This is a genomic window from Streptomyces sp. NPDC091289 (genome assembly GCF_044757365.1).
Lineage (GTDB): Bacteria > Actinomycetota > Actinomycetes > Streptomycetales > Streptomycetaceae > Streptomyces.
This window is the reverse complement of record NZ_JBIVUT010000017.1, coordinates 162,105-183,061: the sequence shown is the minus strand read 5'-3', so window position 1 is coordinate 183,061 and position 20,957 is coordinate 162,105. Positions and strand designations below refer to the sequence as shown.

Below are 20,957 nucleotides of genomic sequence, written 5' to 3'. Positions count from 1 at the left end.
TCACCCGGGCCGGTGGGCCTCACCCGGGCCGGTGGGCCTCACCCGGGCCGGTGGGCCTCACCCGGGCCGGTGGGCCTCACCCGGGCCGGTGGGCCTCACCCGGGCCGGTGGGCCTCGGTCCTCGGACCGAGGCCCACCGGCCGCACATGTCGGTCCACGGCCGGAGGCGCGCCCGTGCCCCGGCTGCGTACGGTCGGCGTATGACACTCGACCTCGACGCGTACTTCGCCCGCATCGGCTGGACCGGGGAGCCCCGCCCCACCCTGGAGGTGCTGCGGTCCCTGCAGCGCGCCCACATGCCCGGCATCCCGTTCGAGAACCTGGACGCCGTCCTCGGCTCGGCCCCGTCGCTGGCGCTCGACGACCTGGAGGCGAAACTCGTGCGCGGCGAGCGCGGCGGGTACTGCTACGAGCACAACACGCTCTTCTCCGCCGTCCTGAGGCAGCTCGGCTTCTCCGTGACGCTGCTGGTGGCCCGCGTGGTGCTGGGTGCGGCGCCGGGCGACATCCGGCCGCGTACGCACATGCTGATGCGGGTGGACGTGGCGGGTGAGCCGCACCCGTATCTGGTGGATGTCGGCTTCGGTGCGACCGGCGCCCTGCTGGAGCCGATCGAGCTGGTGGAGGGCGCCGAACTGTTCGACGCCCCGCGCCACCACCGGCTCGTCCACGTCGCGCACGACGGCCCGCTGCCGATGTGGGAGCTCCAGGCGGAGAAGGGCGGCTCGTGGGAGCCGCAATACGCGTTCACCCTGGAGCCGTTCGAGGCGCCGGACTACGAGGTGATCAACTGGCACATCGCGACGCACCCGCGTTCGCCGTTCCGGCAGGCGGTGTACGCGCAGCGCACCCGGATCGGCTCCCACCTGCTGCTGGCCGGGCTGGACCTGGTGGAGACGGCCGACGACGGCACGGTCGAGGAGCGGCGGCTGAAGGACGGCGACGAGGCGCTGCGGGTCCTGGCGGACGACTTCGGCATCCGGCTCCCGGAGGGCACCCGGCTGCCGGAGTGAGCCCCGCAGCGCCGGAGTGAGCCCCGCACCGGCGGAGTGAGCCCCGTGCCGTCGGCCGGACGGTCCCCGTACGCGGGGCCCCCGCATGCGGCCCCCGCGTACGGCCCCGCGTGGCGCATCTCACCCGTTCCGGCCGCTCACACCCCCATTCCAAGCCGCGGCACCGCCCCGACCGGGCGATCCCACGGTCCGGGGCGGCGACGGGCATGGCGATGGAAGCCGGGGCGGGGCGGGGAGACGCCCCGGAGGGCGTACACGGGGAGCAATCCCCGCGCACCGCGCGAAACGCGGCCGTAAGCTCGCGGACATGCAGGTCATCCAGTCCACGAAGCTCTCCAACGTCTGTTACGAGATCCGGGGTCCCGTGCTGGAGGAGGCGATGCGGCTGGAAGCGGCCGGTCAGCGCATCCTCAAGCTGAACACGGGCAACCCCGCCGCGTTCGGGTTCGAGTGCCCGCCGGAGATCCTCGAGGACATCCTGCGCAACCTCGCGGGCGCGCACGGTTACGGCGACGCGAAGGGCCTGCTGTCCGCGCGCCGTGCGGTGGTGCAGCACTACCAGACCAAGGGCATCGAGCTCGACGTCGAGGACATCTACCTCGGCAACGGCGTCTCCGAGCTGATCCAGATGTCGATGCAGGCGCTGCTGGACGACGGCGACGAGGTGCTCGTACCGGCTCCCGACTATCCGCTGTGGACCGCATCGGTCTCGCTGGCGGGCGGGACGGCCGTGCACTACCGGTGCGACGAGCAGGCCGACTGGATGCCGGACCTCGCGGACATCGAGCGGAAGATCACCGACCGCACCAAGGCCCTGGTGATCATCAACCCGAACAACCCGACCGGTGCGGTGTACGACGACGAGATGCTGCGCGGTCTCACCGAGATCGCCCGGCGGCACAACCTGATCGTCTGCTCCGACGAGATCTACGACCGGATCCTCTACGACGGCGCGACCCACACCCCGACGGCCTCGCTGGCCCCGGACCTGATGGTGCTGACGTTCAACGGGCTCTCCAAGAACTACCGGGTGGCCGGCTACCGCTCCGGCTGGATGGCCGTCTGCGGCCCGAAGGCGCACGCCACCTCGTACATCGAGGGGCTGACGATCCTCGCCAACATGCGGCTCTGCGCCAACATGCCCTCGCAGCACGCGGTGGCCACCGCGCTCGGCGGGCGGCAGTCGATCGAGGACCTGGTGCTGCCGGGCGGCCGGATCCTGGAGCAGCGGGACGTGGCGTACGACCTGCTGACCTCGATCCCCGGGGTGACCTGCGTGAAGCCGAAGGGGGCGCTGTATCTCTTCCCCCGGCTCGACCCCGAGGTCTACAAGATCAAGGACGACCGGCAGATGGTGCTGGACCTGCTGCGGGCCGAGAAGATCATGGTCGTGCAGGGCACCGGCTTCAACTGGCCCGAACCCGATCACTTCCGGATCGTCACGCTGCCGACGGTGGAGGACCTGACCGACGCGGTGACCCGGATCGGCACCTTCCTGGACGGTTACGGACAGCCGTAGCGCGACCACAGTCCGGATCGAGCACAACTTTAGACTTGTTCCAATGTAGGATGGTTCCACGCATCATCGGGAGGCCATCCATGTACGAGCCGATCCGCAGCCCGTCGGTCCACACCCCGGCCGGCCCCGCGGACTTTCCGCACCGCAGCCGTGAGGAGGAGCTGGACATCCAGCTCGCCGGGCACCTGGCCGCCCTCCTCGCGGTCACCGACGAACTGGGCCTCGGCACGGCGGGCGACCGCATCGCCGAGCAGGTCGCCCGGCTGCGCGGCGCGCCGCCCGCCCGGCACGCCGGCCTGACCGACGCCGCCCCCGCGGACCTCCACCGCCGTGCACACGCACTGGCGGGCCGCGCCCTGCTGGTGGCCGCGTCCCGCGCCGACACCACCGCCGCCATCCTCTCCGCCGAGCGGATGGACGCCCACACCGCGGCCCTCGCCGCCCTCGCCGGCCCCGCCCCCTCCGGGCACCTGGTCGGCGCCCACTGACGGCCCCGGTCCGCGTGCCGCGCAGGCGTGCGGACCGGGTGCCATGGACCTTCGCCGGGCAGGTCCGTTGCGTTCTGGGATGGCCCCTTCATCTGCCGTCCACCCAACTCGGCCCGGAATGTGGGTTTCCGCGAGCACGCTGCGCAGGTGAGACGCATCGTGGGAATCGTCCTGGCGGTCCTGCTGATCGCCGGAGTGGCAGGGGCCGTCGCCCTGGGCCGCGACAACGGGGGCAGCGGAGACAGCGGCACGGCCGCGAAGACCGTGCGCGGGGTGATCGGGTCGGAGAAGGCCGAGTTCTTCGCCGACCCCGACACCGTGAAGGCCCTCGCGGCCAAGGGGTTCACCGTCCGGACCGAGACCTCCGGGTCCTGGGCGATGGACCGACTACCCCTGAAGGGCTACGACTTCGCCTTCCCCGGCTCCAAGGCCCCGGCCGATGAGCTGCGCCGGGGAGCCGAGTCCCAGGGCGGCCCGCTGCGGCCGTTCTACTCACCGCTCGTCGTGGTGGCCCACCGCAACGCGGCCGAGGTCCTCGCGGACAACGGTCTGGCCCGGCTGCGGGCCGACGGCGGATCGAAGTTCACCACGCAGGGGACGCTGCTCATGGAGCCCTACCTGACGGCGGCGGAGGACGACCGGACCTGGCAGCAGCTCAAAGGGGCTTCCGGGCATGCCGAGTTGAGCGGCACGGTGTTCATCACGAGCACCGATCCCGTCACCTCCAACTCCGGCGCCCTCTACCTCGCCGCCGCCTCGTACGTCGCCGACGGCGGGCGGGTGGCCACGGACGAGAAGGCCGTGGCGCGCACCGCGCCCCTGCTGCGCAAGCTCGTCCAGGTGCAGGGCGCCCAGCAGACCAGCAGCGACGCGCCGTTCCGCGACTTCATCAGCGGGGTCGGCAACCCCCTCGTGCTGGTCTACGAGTCGCAGGTGGCCTCCCTCCTGATGAGCAGTCAGCGTCAGGAGGTCGGCGACCTCGTCGTCCTCTACCCGGACACCACGGTCTCCAGCGACCACACCCTCGTACCGCTGACCGACCACGGGCGCGAGCTCGGCGAGCTGCTGTCCACCGACCCCGGGCTGCGGAAGCTGGCGGTGCGGCACGGGTTCCGGCCCCAGGGCGCGGCGGCCGAGTTCAGCGCCGCGACCGCGGAGCACACCGCCTACATCGACCAGCGGCTGACCGGCGTACGCCAGGCGCCCGTGCCCACCGCGGAGGTGCTGCGCTCGATGGCGCGGCGGGCCCGCGGCTGACGACGCCCCGGCTCGCGGCCAGCCCTGTTCCCGGACACGGACACGGACACGGACCCGCACTCGTACTCGCAGCACAGGAGACCGCCACCATGCCCCAGGACGCCGGACCACAGAACGCCGGACACCCGAACGCCGGGCCTCGGAACGCCCGGCACCGGAACGCCGAGCCTCAGGACGCCGGGCCTCAGGACCCTCGACGGCCGTTCGACCCGCCGACCACCCCGCTCGTGCTCACCCCGCCCGCGCCCGTCGCCCCCATCCGCACCGAGCAGGCCGCCGGGCTCGTCCCGGTCGAGGACGCCGTGCGGGCCGACATGGTCCGGCGCGCCGAGGAGTACGTCGAGGGCCTCGCCGGGCTCGACGCCCGCTCGCCCGAGTTCGGCGCCAAGGTCGGCGAGATCGCCGCGCTCGGGCAGAGCGACATCCGCAGCGCCGCCCAGCAGTCCAACCGGATGCTGGACCGCACCGTCCGCTCGCTCGCCTCCGGCGAGGGCGACGCCCCGGCCCGCGTGGGGTCCTCGCTGGTCGAGCTGCGCCGCACGGTGGAGGACCTCGATCCGCGCGACGCCCCCGGGCGCGGGGCCCGCCGGCTGCTGTCCCGGCTGCCGGGCGGGCGGCGGCTGCGCGACCACATCGCGAAGTACGCCTCCGCCAAGGGCACCCTCGACCGGATCGTCGGCTCGCTCCGCGGCGGCCAGGACGAACTACGGCGCGACAACGCCGTGTTGCACACCGAGCGGACCCGTCTCTGGGAATCCATGGGGAAGTTGCAGGAGTACGCGGTCCTCACCGAGGCCCTCGACGGCGTCGTGGAGCGGCGCGTCGCGGAGGCCGAGGCGGCGGGCGATCCGGGGCGGGCGGACGCGCTGCGGGCCGACGTCCTCTTCCCCGTACGGCAGAAGCACCAGGATCTGCTGACCCAGATCGCCGTCTGCGCCCAGGGATACCTGGCGATGGACGTCGTACGGCGCAACAACGACGAGCTGATCAAGGGCATCGACCGGGCGGCCACCACCACCGTGTCCGCGCTGCGCATCGCGGTGATGCTGTCCTCGGCGCTGGAGAACCAGCGCCGGGTGACCGAGCAGGTGCGGGAGCTGCGCTCGACCACCGAGGACCTGATCCGGGGCAACGCGGAGATGCTGGCCACCCAGAGCGGGGAGATCCAGCGCATCGCGGCCGATCCGGCGGTCGGCGTCGAGACCCTGCGCACCGCGTTCGGGCAGATCTACACGACGCTCGACGCCATCGACACGTACAAGGCGCGGGCGACCGAGACCATGGCGGCCACGGTCGCATCGCTGACCGCCGAACTCCAGGAAGCCGGAGCCCGGTTGGACCGCAGCCGCACGGCGGACGCGTCCCTGGACGGAGGCCGCTCATGAGAGGCCGACGCCCGGGAAGGGCCCTTCTCGCCCGGCGCGCCCTGGTCCCGCTGCTGGCCGCGGCCCTGCTCGTCCCGCTCGCCGCCTGCACGACGGACAAGGACACCGGGCGGGACACCGGCCGGGGCGACGGCGACGACGGGCGGGCACGCACGGGAACCATCCGAGTGCTGGCCTCCAGTGAACTCAGCGACATGAAGCCCCTGTTGGAGAAGGCCCGGGAGGCGACCGGGATCACCGTGCGGCCCACCTGGGCGGGCACGCTGGACGCCGTGGAGCGGCTGGCTTCGGGGAAGGCGGACGGGGCGTTCGACGCGGTGTGGCTGTCGTCCAACGACTATCTGCGCCTCGACCCGGAGGCCGCCCGCAGGATCGCCTCCGAGACCCCGCTGATGGCCTCCCCGGTCGCCCTCGGCGTACGGCCCGCGGCGGTGAAGCGGCTCGGCTGGGATGCGGAGTCGGTCAGCTGGGCGCAGGTCCACCGGGCAGTCGCGGCCGGGGACCTGACATACGGGATGACCGACCCGAACCGCTCCAACTCCGGCTTCTCCGCCCTGATTTCGATCGCCTCCGGGCTCTCCGGCGCCCAGGCGGCGCTGACCGACACCGATGTCCGCAAGGCCGGGCCGAAGCTGAAGGAGTTCTTCGCGGGGCAGCGGCTGACCTCCGGCTCCTCGGGCTGGCTGGCCTCCGCGTACGCCCGGCGCTCCACCGTGGACGCGCTGATCAACTACGAGTCGGTGCTGCTGTCGCTGAACCGGGACAGCGACGCCGGGCTGACCGTGATCCGCCCCCGCGACGGGGTGGTGACCGCCGACTACCCGCTGAGCGCGCTCACCGGGGCCACCCCGGAGGCCCGGGACGCCGTGCAGACCCTGGCCGAGCACTTCCGGTCCACCGAGGTGCAGCGGGAGATCACCGCGCTGACGCTGCGCCGCCCGGTGGTCGCCGCCGCGCGCCCCGCCGACCCGCTCTCGCCCGAGCAGCGCCGCGAACTGCCGTTCCCCGGTACGCGGTCGGTCGCGGACGGGCTGCTGTCCTCGTACGAGCACCGGCTGCGGCGTCCGTCGCGGACCGTGTACGTGCTGGACACCTCCGGGTCGATGGCGGGCCGGCGGCTGGCGCAGCTGAAGTCCGCGCTGAACGGGCTGACCGGCGACTTCCGCGAGCGCGAACAGGTCACGCTGCTGCCGTTCGGGTCCACCGTCAAACAGGTCCGCACGCATACCGTCGACCCGGCGGACCCGAAGGCGGGCCCGGCGGCGATCCGGGCGGACACGGCCGCGCTGACGGCCGAGGGCGACACGGCGATCTACTCGTCGCTGGCCGCGGCCTACGACCACCTCGGCCCGGACACCGAGTCCGCGTTCACCTCCATCGTGCTGATGACGGACGGCGAGAACACGGCGGGGCGGTCGGCGGCGGAGTTCACGGCGTTCTACCGGGAGCTGCCCGCCGCCCGGCAGGTCACCCCGGTGTTCCCGATCATGTTCGGCGACTCCGACCGCTCGGAGCTGGACGCGATCGCCGCGCTGACCGGCGGCCGGCTCTTCGACGGGACGAAGGAGGAGGGCCCGGGCTCGCTGGACGGGGCGTTCGAGGAGATCCGTGGCTACCAGTGAGGAGATCCGTGGCTACCAGTAGGGATCCGGCGGGGAACAGGTCCCCGGCTGCCCGCAGGGACCCGACGGGAGGCAGTTCCGCCGCCGCGGCCCGGGTGATCGGCTATCTGGAGTCGGCCCGGAATCTGACCGGCAGCGCCGCGGCCCTCGGCGGCCTCGCCCTCACCTTCGCCGGGTTCGCGGGCGCGTACTGGCCGGTGGTCGTCGGCGGGCTGTACGGGGCGGGCGCGCTGCTCGCCCCGCCGCGCCGGCCGCCCGCCCCGGCGTTCGAGGAGCCGTCGTCCCGGCTGGACGAGGTGCGGGCCGACCTCGTGACCCTGCGGGCGTACCTGGACCGGGTGGACCTGCCGCCCGGCGCGACGGAGCGGCTCGCCGCGCTGACCGGTCTGCTGGAGGGGCTGCTGGCCCCCGGCTGGGTCTCCGAGGCGCTGGCGGACGACCCGGAGGGCGTGCACGTGGTGGCGCGGGCGGTGCGCCGGGACGTTCCGGAGTCCGTCGACACGTATCTGCGGACCCGGTGGTGGACGCGGCTCGCGCCGGGCGGGCGGGCTCCGGAGGAGGAGCTGGAGCGGCAGGTGGTGCTGCTGCACGGGGAGACGCAGCAGCTGGTGGACGCGCTGCGCGAGGCAGAGGAGCTGCGCCAGCGGTCGCACACGAAGTACCTGGAGGACCGGGGCGGCTCCCCGTGGGCGGAAAAGGAGCGGCCCCCGGAACCGTGAGGGGGTTCCGGGGGCCGGGAGGGTGTCCTTGGTCGGGAACGGCCCTCCGGGGCCGTCGGCCACTAGCTAACAGCTACCAGCTATGAGCTATTGGCCGTAACAGGCCCCGTACCGCGGCGGGTCGTCGTCGTACCCACAGGTCAGGGCGGATCTCCGAGGGGACCCGGCCGCGGGGTTCAGCGGGAGTGCCGGGCTCAGCCCAGGCGCTCGACGAGCGCGTGGTACTCGTCCCACAGCTCCTTGGGCGTGTGGTCGCCGAAGGTGTTGAGGTGCTCGGGGACCAGGGCGGCCTCCTCGCGCCAGACCTTCTTGTCGACCGTGAGGAGGAAGTCGAGGTCGGCCTCGGAGAGGTCCAGGCCCTCGGTGTCGAGCGCGCCCTTGGCCGGCAGGATGCCGATCGGGGACTCGACGCCCTCGGCCTTGCCCTCCAGGCGCTCCACGATCCACTTCAGGACGCGGCTGTTCTCGCCGAAGCCGGGCCACACGAACTTGCCCGCGTCGTTCTTGCGGAACCAGTTCACGTAGTAGATCTTCGGGAGCTTCGACTGGTCGGCCTTGTCGGCGCCGACCTTCACCCAGTGGTTCATGTAGTCGCCCATGTTGTAGCCGCAGAACGGCAGCATGGCGAACGGGTCGCGGCGCAGCTCGCCGACCTTGCCCTCGGCGGCGGCGGTCTTCTCGGAGGCGACGTTGGCTCCGAGGAAGACGCCGTGCTGCCAGTCGAAGGACTCGGTGACCAGCGGGACGGCGGAGGCGCGGCGGCCGCCGAAGAGGATCGCCGAGATCGGCACGCCCTTGGGGTCCTCCCACTCGGGCGCGATGATCGGGCACTGTCCGGCGGGGACGGTGAAGCGGGCGTTGGGGTGGGCGGCGGGCGTGCCGGACTCGGGGGTCCAATCGTTGCCCTTCCAGTCGGTGAGGTGCGCGGGCGCCTCCTCGGTCATGCCCTCCCACCACACGTCGCCGTCGTCGGTGAGCGCGACGTTGGTGAAGACGGAGTTGCCCCACATGGTCTTCATGGCGTTGGCGTTGGTGTGCTCGCCGGTGCCGGGCGCGACGCCGAAGAAGCCGGCCTCGGGGTTGATCGCGTAGAGGCGGCCGTCCTCGGCGAACCGCATCCAGGCGATGTCGTCGCCGATGGTCTCCACGGTCCAGCCGGGGATGGTCGGCTCCAGCATGGCGAGGTTGGTCTTGCCACAGGCGGAGGGGAACGCGGCCGCGACGTACTTGGACTCACCGCGCGGCGGCGTGAGCTTGAGGATGAGCATGTGCTCGGCGAGCCAGCCCTCGTCGCGGGCCATGACGGAGGCGATGCGGAGCGCGTAACACTTCTTGCCGAGCAGGGCGTTGCCGCCGTAGCCGGAGCCGTACGACCAGATCTCGCGGTCCTCGGGGAAGTGCGAGATGTACTTGGTGGTGTTGCAGGGCCACGGAACGTCCTCCTGGCCCTCGGCCAGCGGCGCTCCCAGCGTGTGGACGGCCTTCACGAAGAAGCCGTCGGTGCCCAGCTCGTCCAGGACGGCCTGGCCCATGCGGGTCATGGTGCGCATGGAGACGGCGACGTACGCGGAGTCGGTGATCTCGACGCCGATCGCGGAGAGCGGCGAGCCGACGGGGCCCATGCAGAAGGGCACGACGTACATGGTGCGCCCACGCATGGACCCCCGGAACACACCCTGCTCACCCGTGAAGATCTCCCGCATCTCGGCGGGGTCCTTCCAGTGATTGGTCGGACCCGCGTCCTTCTCCTCCTTCGAGCAGATGAACGTACGGTCCTCGACGCGGGCGACGTCGCTCGGGTCGGACGCGGCGTAGTACGAGTTCGGCCGCTTGATCTCGTCCAGCTTGGTGAACGTGCCCTTGGCGACGAGCTCCCCGCACAGGCGCTCGTACTCGGCCTCGGAGCCGTCGCACCAGACCACCCGGTCCGGCTGGGTGATGGCTGCGATCTCGTCGACCCAGGAGACCAGCTCCTGGTGGTGGGTGGGGACAGTGAGGGGAGCCGCGATGTCGCGCGCCACGATCGCTCCTAGTTGAGGGTGTCAGTTGTCTGAAGGCCCCGTGGGGGCTGCGACCCGGATGCTTCGTACCCTTCGAATTCCCCTGGCGCTCATCCGGTGCCGACTGCACTCATTTGATCATCCGACCGATCCGCCCATATGTCCAGGGGGCCTCACACGTGAGCATCGCCACTCATTTGCGCCCCATATCCACTACCTACGGTGGCGTAGGTAGCATGCGGATATGACTGACGCCGCCGCTAGCGCCGCGACCCCGGGCCCCGTCGTACTCGACCCCGTCCCCGTCAAACCGCGGATGCGCGGCTGGCTGCACGCCGGAATGTTCCCAGCGGTGGTGATCGCCGGGATCACGCTCATCGCCCTGACCGACAGCACGATGGGCCGGATCGCCTGTGGCGTCTACATCCTCAGCGCCTGTCTGCTGTTCGGTGTCAGCGCGGTCTACCACCGCGGCACCTGGGGTCCGCGTGGCGAGGCGGTGCTCCGTCGGCTGGACCACGCGAACATCTTCCTGATCATCGCGGGCACCTACACACCGCTGACGCTGCTCCTGCTCCCCGAGTCGACGGCCCGGCCCCTGCTGTGGGCGGTCTGGGCGGCCGCCGCGGCGGGCATCGCGTTCCGCGTCTTCTGGGTCGGCGCGCCGCGCTGGCTCTACACCCCGTGCTACATCGCGATGGGCTGGGCGGCGGTGTTCTTCCTGCCGGACTTCATGCGGACCGGCGGTATCGCGGTCCTGGTCCTCGTCATCGTCGGCGGGCTGCTGTACAGCGCGGGCGGGGTGATCTACGGGATCAAGAAGCCGAACCCGTCACCGCGCTGGTTCGGCTTCCACGAGGTCTTCCACTCGCTGACGCTGGCGGCGTTCATCGCGCACTACGTGGGCATCTCGCTGGTCGCGTACCAGCACGGTTAAGCACTGAGGGGTCAGGGGTGAGGGGCCGGCCGCACGAGGCGACCGGCCCCTCACTCAGATGCGGGCCTCACCCGCCCAGCTTGGCCGCCAACTCCCCCGCATCCGTCGTCGGCGCGTCGCACACGAAGTGCCGGCAGACGTACGCGGTCGGCTCCCCGCCCACCAGCGGCCGGTCGACCAGCAGCGGGAACTCGGCCCCCGCTCCCGGCCCCTCCCCCGCCGCGACGACCGCGCCGGGGGCCCGGCCCAGCAGCGCCGTACGGTGCAGCTCGCCGCCGACCGGCCCGGCCACGGCCACCTCGCGGGGCCCGTCCAGCAGCGCTTCGGCCACGGCGAGGCCCCAGCCGACGAACCGGGGGACGCGCGGGCCCAGGGCCTTCACCACACCGAGCGCGCCCTCGGCGGCGGTGCGATGGGCCTCGGACCCGGTGTACGCGGCGTACGAGAGCAGCGCACCGGCGGCCGCGGTCCACCCGGACGGGGTGGCGCTGTCGGTGGGATCCTGAGGCCGCCGGATGAGCTGCTCGGCGTCGTGGGCGGTGTCGTACAGCTGCCCGCCCTCGCCGGTGAACTGCTCCAGCACGATGTCCAGCAGGAACCCGGCGAACTCCAGCCAGGCCCCCTCCCCCGTCACGGCGGCCAGCGCGAGGAACCCCTCGGCCACATCGCCGTAGTCCTCCAGCACCCCGGCGTTGTCCCCGGCCCGCCCGTCCTTGGAGGTGCGGGTCAGCCGGGCGACCTCGCCCAGGTGCACCCGCACGAGCAGGTCGGCGGCCTCGGTGGCCCGCTCCACAAGATCGGGCCGGTCGAAGTAGGCCCCGGTCTCGGCAAGGGCGGCAATAGCAAGCCCGTTCCAGGCGGCAACAACTTTGTCGTCCCGCCCCGGGCGCGGCCGCTCCTCACGGGCGGCCAGCAGCCGGGCCCGTACGTCGGCGACCCGCGCGGCGTCCACGGGCCCGGTGTCCCCCGGCAGCCGGAGCACGGAGGCCCCCTCCTCGAAGGTCCCGTCCTCGGTCACCCCGAAGAAGGCGGCGGCGAAGGCGGCGTCATCCTCCCCCAGCACCTCCCGCAACTGCGCAGGCGTCCACACGTAGAACGCCCCCTCGACATGCTTGCCCTCCGCGTCCTCGCTGTCGGCATCGAGCGCCGAGGCGAACCCGCCCTCGGCGGTCCGCAGCTCCCGCACCATGAAGTCGGCGGTCTCCAGGGCGATCCGCCGGGCCTCGTCCGACCCGGTGGTGCGCCACAGATGGGCGTACACGCGGCAGAGCAGCGCATTGTCGTAGAGCATCTTCTCGAAGTGCGGCACGAGCCACTCCCGGTCCACGGAGTAGCGCGCGAAGCCCCCGCCGAGCTGGTCGTAGATCCCGCCCCGGGCCATCGCCGAGCAGGTGTCGGAGGCCATCTGGAGCGCCCCCTCGGACCCTGTACGGGCGTAATGCCGCAACAGGAACTCCACCGCCATGGCCGGCGGGAACTTGGGCGCACCCCCGAACCCGCCGTGCTGCTCGTCGTACTCCCGGGTCAGCCCGAGCAACGCCTGAGCGGTCTCCTGCTCCCCCGGCACCCCGTCGCCGCCATGAACCAGCGACCGCCCCGCCAGATCGGCGACGATGCGCCCCGCGACCTCGGCGACCTCGTCCCGCCGGTCGGTCCAGGCGGCCACCACACCCTCCAGCACCTGCTGGAAGGAGGGCGAGCCGTGCCGGGCCTCGGGCGGGAAGTAGGTCCCGAAGTAGAAGGGTTCGGCGTCCGGGGTGAGAAAGACGGTCATCGGCCAGCCACCGTGCCCGGTGGCCGCCTGGACGGCCTCCATGTAGACGGCGTCGACGTCGGGCCGCTCCTCCCGGTCGACCTTCACCGGCACGAAGTGCGCGTTGAGGTAGGCGGCGACGGTCTCGTCCTCGAACGATTCGTGCGCCATGACGTGGCACCAGTGACAGCTGGCGTACCCGACGCTGAGCAGCACGGGCACATCCCGCTTCCTGGCCTCCTCGAACGCCTCGGGCGACCAGGGCCACCAGTCGACGGGATTGTCGGCGTGCTGGAGGAGGTACGGGGAGGTGGTCTGCGCAAGTCGGTTGGCCATGGGGCCAATCCTCGCGCACCGTCCCCCGCGACACCCGCGGAGGCACACCATGACCGCCGGGATCGTGGCGCCCATGGCCTCAACCGACGCTCCGCTCCGGGCGCGTTCCCACCGACCGGCCTTCTATCGCCCACAGCGGCGAGGCGACCGCTCCCCGGAGCGTCTTGGCGCGGAGGGACTCCATGCCGAGGTGGAGGGAGGTGGCGCCGTGCGCGTAGGCGTCCTCGATGGGGAGGTAGTAGACGAGGTTGAAGTACTCGTGCGCGCCGCGCAGCCGGGCGTAGTCGTATCCGGTGGAGCGGAGCCAGACGGTGTCCGCGTGGTGGTAGGAGAGGCTGAAGGCGACCATGTGGCGGCCGGCGAACGCGGCGTGGACGCGGCCGCTGTCGGCCATGCCCTCGGCCTGGTCGCGCAGCAGTCCGGCCATGGCGGCGGGGTCTGCCGGGTGACCGTGGCGTTCCTGGAGCTGGGCGGCCAGGGCCCCGGCGGCAGCGGCGCACTCGGAGAGCCGTAGGGTGCGCAGCTCGTATCCGGCTTCGGCGAAGGCCCGGCGTTCGCGGCGGATCGCGACGCGCCGCTTCGATGTCAGGCCCTCCAGATAGTCCTCGAAGGTACTGCCGGGCAGCGGGATGCGGGCGTCCTGGTTGAGCTGGACGGGCTTGGTACCGCAGGCGTCGGCGAGTTCGGCGGCCGCCTCGTCGGTGACGTACAGCCACCACGGCACGGCGTTCTCGGCGGCGGCGAGGGTTCCGGTGGCGGCCACGAGGTGGCCGAGTGCCTCGCGCCGACGGCCAGGGGTGAGACGCGGGTGGAGGAGAGGGGCGTTGAGATAGCCGCGGCGGGCTCCCGCGAGCAGGGTCCGGGCCGGCGCCCGGTCGGGGAGGAGTTCGTGGACGCGGTAGAGGTCGTTGGGTTCGGTGTCGCCCACGTACAGCGGTACGGCGGCGATCAGGTGACCGTCGTCGTGGACCAGTGCGTAGCGGACCCGGGCGGTGGGGTCGCGCTGCTGGGCGGCGAGCCACTGATGGGAGAGGTAGAGACCCGCCCGCGTGGCCAGGACGTCCCACGAGGCGGCGGGAACGTCCGTGATGTCGGGTACGAGGGTGAGGATCACGACGAGGGTCCGTCCGGTCTGGGTGGGGGCGGCGGTGCGCCGGTCAGTCGGCGGCGACCTTGGGCGGTTCGGCCTTCGGTACGTGTGCGGCGCGGTACGGGTCGATGTTCCCCGGCCGTACGAGGGCAAGGGCGACCAGGACCGCTACGGCTCCGGAGGCGCAGGTCAGCAGGAAGGCGCTGTGGTGTCCGGAGTGCTGGGCCAGTTGTCCCGCCGCCAGCGCGGCCACGCCCTGGCCGACGATGAGACCGCTGCCGAGAAGGGTCATCGCCTCGCCCATCCGCTCCAGCGGGGCTACGTGTTCCGCGAGGTTGAACACCGCGATGAGGTGCGGTGCCACGGCGAACCCGATGCCGGCGATGGCGGCGGTCGCGCCGATGAAGCTGTCGACGGCGAGGAGGGGCAGCAGCAGAACCGCCTGCGCGGCGATGGCGAGGCGGAGCTGGAGCGTCAGCTCCAGGGCGATGGGCCGCACCGTGATGGCCAGGCCGGTCAGTGCGCTGGTCACCGCCATGGCGCCCCAGACCAGGCCGGCCATTCCGGTGTCGCCGAGGTGGGCGGACAGGGCGCTGGTGCCCGCGTTGGCGCTTCCCCAGATCATGCCCTGGAGGAGCGCCATGGCGAAGAGGGCGATCAGCGCGGGGTGCAGCAGCCGCACCGGGGAGGAGGTCCGGGCGGGCGTCCCCGGCGGGGCGGTGGGATGGAGGGCGAAGAGCGTGCCGGACACCGCCATGACCAGCCCGGCGAGGACGAGTCCGGCCGCCGGGTGGATCAGGACGACCGTCACCCCGGCGAGTGCCGGTCCGGCCATGAAGCTCAGTTCGTCGACGGTCGTGTCGAAGGAGAGCGCGCGCCGGGTCAGCTCCCGTGAGGTCGCGGGGTCCTGCCCGGCCGCGGGTTCGGTCAGGACGACCCATCGGGTGCGGGAGAGCGGCCCGATCTGCGGCACCGTGAGGCCGACGACCGCTGCGAGCGCCGCCTGTACGACGATCGGCATCCCGGTCAGGGCCGACGCGATGAAGAGGGCGATGGCCGTGGCATTGGCGAGGGAGGCGGCCAGGATGACCGGCCGGTGGCCGCGGCGGTCGGCGTAACGACCGAGGAACGGTCCGCCCACGGCCTGCCCCGTCCACAGCATCCCGGCGGCGATGCCCGCTGTGCCGATGCTGTTGAGTTCCGTCAGCATCAGGAGGGTGGCGATGGGGCATATCGCGGCGGGCAGGCGTGCCGCGAACGAGATCGCGGGCAGTGCGGGACCCGCTATCCGCGTAACTGTCGTGAGGCTTGCGAACGCTGACACCTGATCGTTTCCTGTCATCGTGCGACATGCGCCGCTCAGTGGTGGTCCATCGCATCGGTCAGGGGCTGGTCCTGCTGCTTCCGGACGTCGTTTCCGGGTGCGGAGTCGCCCAGTGCGGAGTCGCCCAGGCTCAGCACCAGCGGCACCGCGAGCAGGTTCACCGCGCCCAGGGCCACCCAGGGCCAGGCAGGCCCGTGTCCCAGGAGCATGGTGAGCACGGCGGGGGCAACGGCGTTCCCGAGACTCCAGGAGAGCTGGAAGACGCCGAGATAGCGGCCCCGGATGTGATCCGGCGCCAGGGAGGCGCTGAGTTCGCTGCTCGACGGCATGCTGAGCATTTCGGCCACCGTGAAGACCGCCATCGCCAGCAGCAGGCCGCCGGCCACCAGCCAGCCGGGGACCGCGAGCAGCAGGCCGAAGACGGCGAAGGCGACCGCGTTGACCACGCCCGCCAAGGCCAGGACGCGGGCCGGGCGGCGGCGTTCGATCAGGCGGGAGACCAGCGTCTGGACCAGGGCGACGAGGACCATGTTGCCGACCATGCACGCGCCCACCAGCCAGGTGGCGGCGTGCAGGACCTTGGTGATGTAGAGGGCGAGAAGGACCGGCAGCATGCTCGCGGCCAGCACGAAGGCCAGGTTCGCCAGGACCAGCCGCAGGTAGCGCATATCGCGCAGCACCGCGCCGTAGCCCCCGCTCTCAGCCGTGCGGACGGGTCGGGGCGCGTCCTCCTCGGCTGCGGGGCGCCAGCCGGCGAGCAGACAGGCCGCGATCACGAAGCTCAGCGCATTGGCCAGAATCAGCGCCCGTACCCAGTCGCTTCCCCAGGCGATCGCGAGGGAGGCGACCGCGGCTCCGAAGCCCCCGCCGATGTTGCGCAAGGCACTGACGAAGCCGAACCAGCGGGCGTGGTCCCGGCGGCGGGCCGCGAGGAGGACGAGGCTGCGGCTGGAGGTCCAGTAGATGCTCGCCCCGGCCTGGACGACGAACTGGACCACCACGATCTTCCACACGCTGTCCGCGGCCAGGAAGGCACAGAAGCCGATGGCCGACAGGACATTGGCGGCGATGACCACCGTGCGGGAGCCGAACCGGTCGATCAGCAGGCCGGCCACGACGGGAGTGGGCAGGGCGAGGAGCTGTCCGAGCGAGAGTGCGGCACCGATGGAGCCGAGGGACAGCGAGGTCGTGGTGGTGAAGTAGAGGACGGTGAAGGCCAGGACCAGTCCGTTGCCGAGGCTGTCCATGACGTTCGCGGAGACGAAGCGGCCGTTCCCCGTCAGGTCGGGCAGCCCCCACTTGTCCAGGAGATCGCGCCCTGTCATCGCGGATCGGGACAGCGGTGGGACCCCGCCCCGGCATCGCGGGGGAAGAAGTCGACCAGCATCATGTCCCGGACCCCCACGGGCATGCCGTCGGCGACCTCCACGGCCGACACACCGTGGAACACCCGCCGGTCGTCGATGACGACCGTCTCGAACGGCTCGGTGAGCAGGGTGCGGAACAACGGGGTCATCTCCCGGTCGTACAGCTGGGAGACCCCGCCCTCGACGTTCTCGCGGCGCATCAGCACCTGGGCCACGAAGTGGTGGCCGTCCTCGTGGATGCCTTCCGGGGCCGGCAGGCCCTCCGCGCCGCGGGAGGCGATGACGCGTATCTGGTGGACCCCGATGGCGCCGGTGGAGACGTCGAAGCTGCCGGGGAGGCGTTCGAGGAGCGTCCGGACGAGTGCGTCGAGGACCGGCGAGTCGGCCACCCCCTGCTCGATGGGGGCGAATTCCCGGGCCGCTCCGCCGTGCAGGGGGTTGATCTCCGCCGCCTGCCGGAAAGCTCCGTGCGGGACGCGCTCCAGGCCGGTGCGCGTCACATGGAACTCGCTGTAGCGGCGTCGGCGATAGCCCGCGCCGTCCTTCAGGTAGCGATCGGCCTGCAGGCCGTCCCAGGACTCGCGCAGGTGCTTGACAGCGATCTCGTCGTGTTCGGCGAGGGCTTCGCGGATCTCGGCGGCGGGCACGTGGACGTACGGCTCGGGCATGGCGAAGGGGCCTTTCGTGCGGGGCGGTGCGGGAGGTGCTGGTTCCGCCTGTCAGCGGACGGCCTGCGCGGCAGGGCTGGTGAGCAGCTTCTCGAGCTGCGCGAGCATGTCCGGCGAGAGAACGTCATGGTCGGCGTCCAGGGCCGTGATCACCTGGAGGAAGCCGGCCTCGGCGCCGTACTCGCAGGTGGCGATCATCAGGCCGCCGTACTCGCGCCCGTCGACCACGAGCTTCGGGGTGATCTGGACGACGTCCAGGGCCTGCTCGGCCTCCTTGACGAAGGCGTCGGTCACGTTGTTGACGGGGAATTCCAGGGACCAGCGGCGCCGGGGCAGCACCGGTTCGGCCGGGGCCTTCCACCGGCCGAGAAGGATCTCGGTCATGATCAGGTAGCTGTTGAGGCCCGAGGCGGCCACACCGAGGGCGGTGGCGCCGGAGACGCGGGGGTTGATCTCCAGGACGTAGTAGGTGCCACGGCTGTAGATGATGTCCAGGTTGATCACACCGGTGATGCCCAGGGTGGTGCACAGCTTCTTCAGCTTCTCCGCCACCGGTGCGAAGGCGGCGTCGTCCGCGGCCCTGGGGGCGGACGACCGCAGCTCCCAGAAGGCGAAGGTCGGCTCGCCGCCGGTCGGGCCGGTGAAGCAGAGCGGCTGAACGGCGTACTCGCCTTCGGCGCCGACGAGTTCGACCGTGCACAGCTCGCCGGTGATGCACCGCTCCAGGACGAAGTTCCCCTCGTCGGGGGTGGCCAGATACTGCTCCAGGTCCGCCCTGTCGCGGATGAAGCGGATGCCGTTGCCCGAGCTGCCCCACACGGCCTTGGTCAGCAGCGGGTAACCGATCTCCTCCGCCTTGAGGCGGATGATGTCCGCGTAGACCGGCACCTCGGCCGCGCCGTTCTTCAGCAGCGTGCCGTCGATGAGCATGCCGTGCGGGGTGTCCAGGCCGTGGTCGGCCAGGATCTTCTTGGTCTCCCACTTGTCGGCGAGGAGCCGGGAGGGATCCAGCCCGTTGGAGACCATCGGTATGCCGTGCCGGGCCAGCTTCTCCTTCACCACGGCGTCCCGCAGACCGGCCTCGTCGGGGAAGGACAGCGAGACGACGCCGTCGGCTCCCCAGGCGCGGACACGCTCGACGATCTGGTCGGGGGTGGCATCCTCCGGCAGCTTCTCCCCTGTTCCGCCGGGGAAGTCCTCGGCACCGCAGTCACCGTCGGTGTAGAAGATGCGGGCTTCGCGACCGGTGCCGGTCACGGTCCGGGCCAGCTCCGGAATGTAGGGGCCGGCCCGCGAGATCGGGATCGATCGGATGTAGGCGATGCGCTTGATGTCCGACGCGGTCAAGGGGTTACTCCAGTTCGATCGGGCGATTCCTGGCGGCGGCGAAGGAATGGCCCTCGGCTCAGGGTTCCGCAGGTGACGGTCGTGTTCGGGCCACCTCTCCGTCAACTGTGCTGCTGTTCAGCGCTGTCAGGCTTTTCAGCACTCAACTCGCCTTCTTCTGCAGCAATCTTCAGCACCTCGCGGATCAACTCAGATGTGCTGCAGGTCAATTCGGCCCGGCGACCGTAACCATGCCGGGCCCCTCACGACCCCTCCGATATTCGCGATCTCACAGTGCGGACACATTTGGGAGGAGCTGACGAATCCCGCCCGGCGATCGTCGTAGGTTCTGTTCCTGTCGCGCACCTCGCGGCCGCCTGTCTACTGGCACCACCTCCGCCAACCGGCATACGTATAGGTCAACAGGCCTTTCATGCACGGTAGTTGGCAGGGAGTACGGCCTCCGGGGGGAGGCTTGCGGGGAAGCGGAACCGCCCCGCCCATCTCCAGGCGTGTCCTTGGACCACGCCTCTTCACTCCATGTCTCTTTCTGTGCCGCACGGATCTGCGGCACCGCTCCCCGTTGGCAGGCAGTTCGAAGTTGAACCTCCACAGGTAAGGAACAGGAACGTTGAGCGCTATTCGCGACGACCTCGCCCGGCACATCGAGCAGGGCGTGATTCCGCCCTTCAACTACGCGTACCCTTCCCGCTCCGCCTACCGCCCCCTGAACGGAACCCGGAACATCCAGGACATCTGGGCCGAGGATCTGCGGCGACACCCCGTTCCTGAGCTCAACCTGTATCTGCATGTGCCGTTCTGCAGGTACAAGTGCGGGTTCTGCAATCTGTACACCGTCATCTCCGAGGACATGGACGTCTACGACGCGTACATGGACGCCCTGTGTACCCAGATTCGCGACCACACGGAGATCATCCAGAGCCGCCGCCTGCGCACCATCTACATCGGTGGCGGAACGCCGAGCCTGCTGAACCTGCGCCACTTCGAGCAGCTCTTCGCCACCCTCGACGAGGTGTACCCCAACTGGCGGAGCACGGTGGAGGAGGTGGCCATCGAGGCCACTCCGGACTCCATCGTCAAGGAGCCCGGCACGCTGGAAGGCCTCATCGCGATGGGCCTCACCCGGGCCAATATCGGCATCCAGTCACTGGTGCCGTCGGAGATCCGGGAGGCCGGCCGCGGTCAGGCGGGCGAGAGCGTCATCCGCCGGGCCATCGAGATCACCCGCGAGAAACAACTGCCCAACCTCAGCACCGACCTGATCATGGGCTTCGCCGGTCAGACCGCGGAGAGCTGGCGGCACTCGGTCGACGAACTGGCGGCTCTCTCCCCTGAGACGATCAGCACCTATTTCCTGACCGTCAGGCCGGACGCGTGGTTCTCCAAGACCGGCGCGTACCAGTACATGATGAGCCCCGACCTGTACGAGCGGTACGACTACGCGAACGCCACGTTCCGTGCGGCCGGTTATGTGCAGGAGTCGAACGTCCGCTACAAGAAACTCGGACGCGGCGGCTATCAGCAGAAGGTCCTGACCTTCCACGGCGTTCCGCTGCTGGGACTGGGGGCCGGCGCCCGCAGCTACACCAGTTCGGTCGACTACATGGTCGGGAGCGTGAAGCCGAGCCTCACCGAGGTGGCGGACTACATCACCAAGGCCCGCAACCACGAGCTGACCCCTCTCACGGGGTTCGTCCTCAACGACGAAGAGATCATCCGGAAGCGGCTGGTCCTCGACTCCTTCGACCTGGACCTCAATGAACTCAACCGCTTCGGGTACCAGGAGATGGCGCATCTCTTCGAGCCGGTGCTCCAGGCGGCCGAGGACGTCGGCCTCCTTCGCCGGCTTCCCACGAACCGTATTCAGCTCACGCCGTCCGGCTTCAAGCACCGCGACACCCTGTCGTGGATGCTCTTCTCCAAGAACGTCATCGACCTGGACCGCGAGTACTACGCGGGCCTGCACAAGAGCAATAAGCGCGCTCAGAAGCACATGGGCAGCGAGCCCCTCAGCATTTCGGGCCTGAAGACCGCCCGGGCCTGACGGCTTTCACCGGCACGGAATTCCCCGGTGCGGCCGTCGAAAGGGTTTCGGCGGCCGCCCCGGGCGCCCGGCCGCACCCGTGAACCGG

At 71.1% G+C, this 20,957-nt stretch carries 16 protein-coding genes; 9 read left to right on the top strand and 7 right to left on the bottom strand.

Annotation, left to right across the window (positions count from 1 at the left end; translation table 11 throughout):
• The first annotated feature begins 200 nt into the window (after positions 1-200).
• The 7 genes from ACIQPT_RS23630 (at position 201) to ACIQPT_RS23600 (ending at position 8,003) form a co-directional block, all read left to right on the top strand.
• Positions 201-1,013, top strand: a complete 813-nt coding sequence (locus tag ACIQPT_RS23630; protein WP_401158141.1) for an arylamine N-acetyltransferase — start codon at positions 201-203, stop codon at positions 1,011-1,013.
• 307 nt (positions 1,014-1,320) lie between these two features.
• Positions 1,321-2,532 (top strand): pyridoxal phosphate-dependent aminotransferase, encoded by a 1,212-nt coding sequence (locus ACIQPT_RS23625; RefSeq protein ID WP_401158139.1) that lies wholly within the window; start codon positions 1,321-1,323, stop codon positions 2,530-2,532.
• An 80-nt stretch (positions 2,533-2,612) separates the two neighbouring features.
• A complete protein-coding gene (locus ACIQPT_RS23620; RefSeq protein ID WP_401158137.1) occupies positions 2,613-3,020 on the top strand; it encodes a hypothetical protein in 408 nt (135 codons plus the stop codon).
• A gap of 159 nt (positions 3,021-3,179) precedes the next feature.
• On the top strand, positions 3,180-4,277 hold the full coding sequence (locus ACIQPT_RS23615) for a hypothetical protein (RefSeq protein ID WP_401158228.1): 1,098 nt from the start codon (positions 3,180-3,182) through the stop codon (positions 4,275-4,277).
• An 89-nt stretch (positions 4,278-4,366) separates the two neighbouring features.
• Positions 4,367-5,662: a toxic anion resistance protein gene (locus ACIQPT_RS23610; RefSeq protein ID WP_401158135.1), complete on the top strand. Its 1,296-nt coding sequence runs from the start codon at positions 4,367-4,369 to the stop codon at positions 5,660-5,662.
• Positions 5,659-7,284 carry a substrate-binding domain-containing protein gene (locus tag ACIQPT_RS23605; protein ID WP_401158133.1) on the top strand — a complete coding sequence of 542 codons (1,626 nt, stop codon included), beginning with the start codon at positions 5,659-5,661 and terminating at the stop codon, positions 7,282-7,284. Before ACIQPT_RS23610 ends, ACIQPT_RS23605 begins: the two co-directional genes overlap by 4 nt.
• A gap of 98 nt (positions 7,285-7,382) precedes the next feature.
• Positions 7,383-8,003 (top strand): hypothetical protein, encoded by a 621-nt coding sequence (locus ACIQPT_RS23600; RefSeq protein ID WP_401158226.1) that lies wholly within the window; start codon positions 7,383-7,385, stop codon positions 8,001-8,003.
• Between the two features lie 194 nt (positions 8,004-8,197).
• On the opposite strand, the gene ACIQPT_RS23595 is transcribed toward ACIQPT_RS23600, so the two are convergent.
• The gene (locus ACIQPT_RS23595) at positions 8,198-10,024 is read right to left on the bottom strand and encodes a phosphoenolpyruvate carboxykinase (GTP) (RefSeq protein ID WP_401158132.1); all 1,827 of its coding nucleotides are present in this window, start codon (positions 10,022-10,024) and stop codon (positions 8,198-8,200) included.
• 223 nt (positions 10,025-10,247) lie between these two features.
• Here ACIQPT_RS23595 and ACIQPT_RS23590 point away from each other — a divergent pair, with 223 nt between their 5' ends.
• The gene (locus ACIQPT_RS23590) at positions 10,248-10,940 is read left to right on the top strand and encodes a hemolysin III family protein (protein WP_401158130.1); all 693 of its coding nucleotides are present in this window, start codon (positions 10,248-10,250) and stop codon (positions 10,938-10,940) included.
• A gap of 67 nt (positions 10,941-11,007) precedes the next feature.
• Here the strand turns inward: ACIQPT_RS23590 and ACIQPT_RS23585 are convergent, their stop codons facing one another.
• The 6 genes from ACIQPT_RS23585 to ACIQPT_RS23560 form a co-directional block, all read right to left on the bottom strand.
• A complete protein-coding gene (locus tag ACIQPT_RS23585; protein ID WP_401158128.1) occupies positions 11,008-13,029 on the bottom strand; it encodes a thioredoxin domain-containing protein in 2,022 nt (673 codons plus the stop codon).
• A gap of 79 nt (positions 13,030-13,108) precedes the next feature.
• On the bottom strand, positions 13,109-14,143 hold the full coding sequence (locus tag ACIQPT_RS23580; RefSeq protein WP_401158126.1) for a GNAT family N-acetyltransferase: 1,035 nt from the start codon (positions 14,141-14,143) through the stop codon (positions 13,109-13,111).
• Between the two features lie 43 nt (positions 14,144-14,186).
• Complete coding sequence (locus ACIQPT_RS23575) at positions 14,187-15,443, bottom strand: MFS transporter (RefSeq protein WP_401158124.1); 1,257 nt, start codon at positions 15,441-15,443, stop codon at positions 14,187-14,189.
• A gap of 35 nt (positions 15,444-15,478) precedes the next feature.
• Positions 15,479-16,768: an MFS transporter gene (locus ACIQPT_RS23570; protein ID WP_401158122.1), complete on the bottom strand. Its 1,290-nt coding sequence runs from the start codon at positions 16,766-16,768 to the stop codon at positions 15,479-15,481.
• Positions 16,765-17,478, bottom strand: a complete 714-nt coding sequence (locus ACIQPT_RS23565; RefSeq protein ID WP_401158120.1) for a 2OG-Fe dioxygenase family protein — start codon at positions 17,476-17,478, stop codon at positions 16,765-16,767. Before ACIQPT_RS23565 ends, ACIQPT_RS23570 begins: the two co-directional genes overlap by 4 nt.
• A gap of 51 nt (positions 17,479-17,529) precedes the next feature.
• Complete coding sequence (locus tag ACIQPT_RS23560) at positions 17,530-18,825, bottom strand: acetyl-CoA carboxylase biotin carboxylase subunit family protein (RefSeq protein ID WP_401158118.1); 1,296 nt, start codon at positions 18,823-18,825, stop codon at positions 17,530-17,532.
• Between the two features lie 610 nt (positions 18,826-19,435).
• Here ACIQPT_RS23560 and ACIQPT_RS23555 point away from each other — a divergent pair.
• The gene (locus ACIQPT_RS23555; protein WP_401158116.1) at positions 19,436-20,869 is read left to right on the top strand and encodes a coproporphyrinogen-III oxidase family protein; all 1,434 of its coding nucleotides are present in this window, start codon (positions 19,436-19,438) and stop codon (positions 20,867-20,869) included.
• The last annotated feature ends 88 nt before the right edge of the window (positions 20,870-20,957 follow it).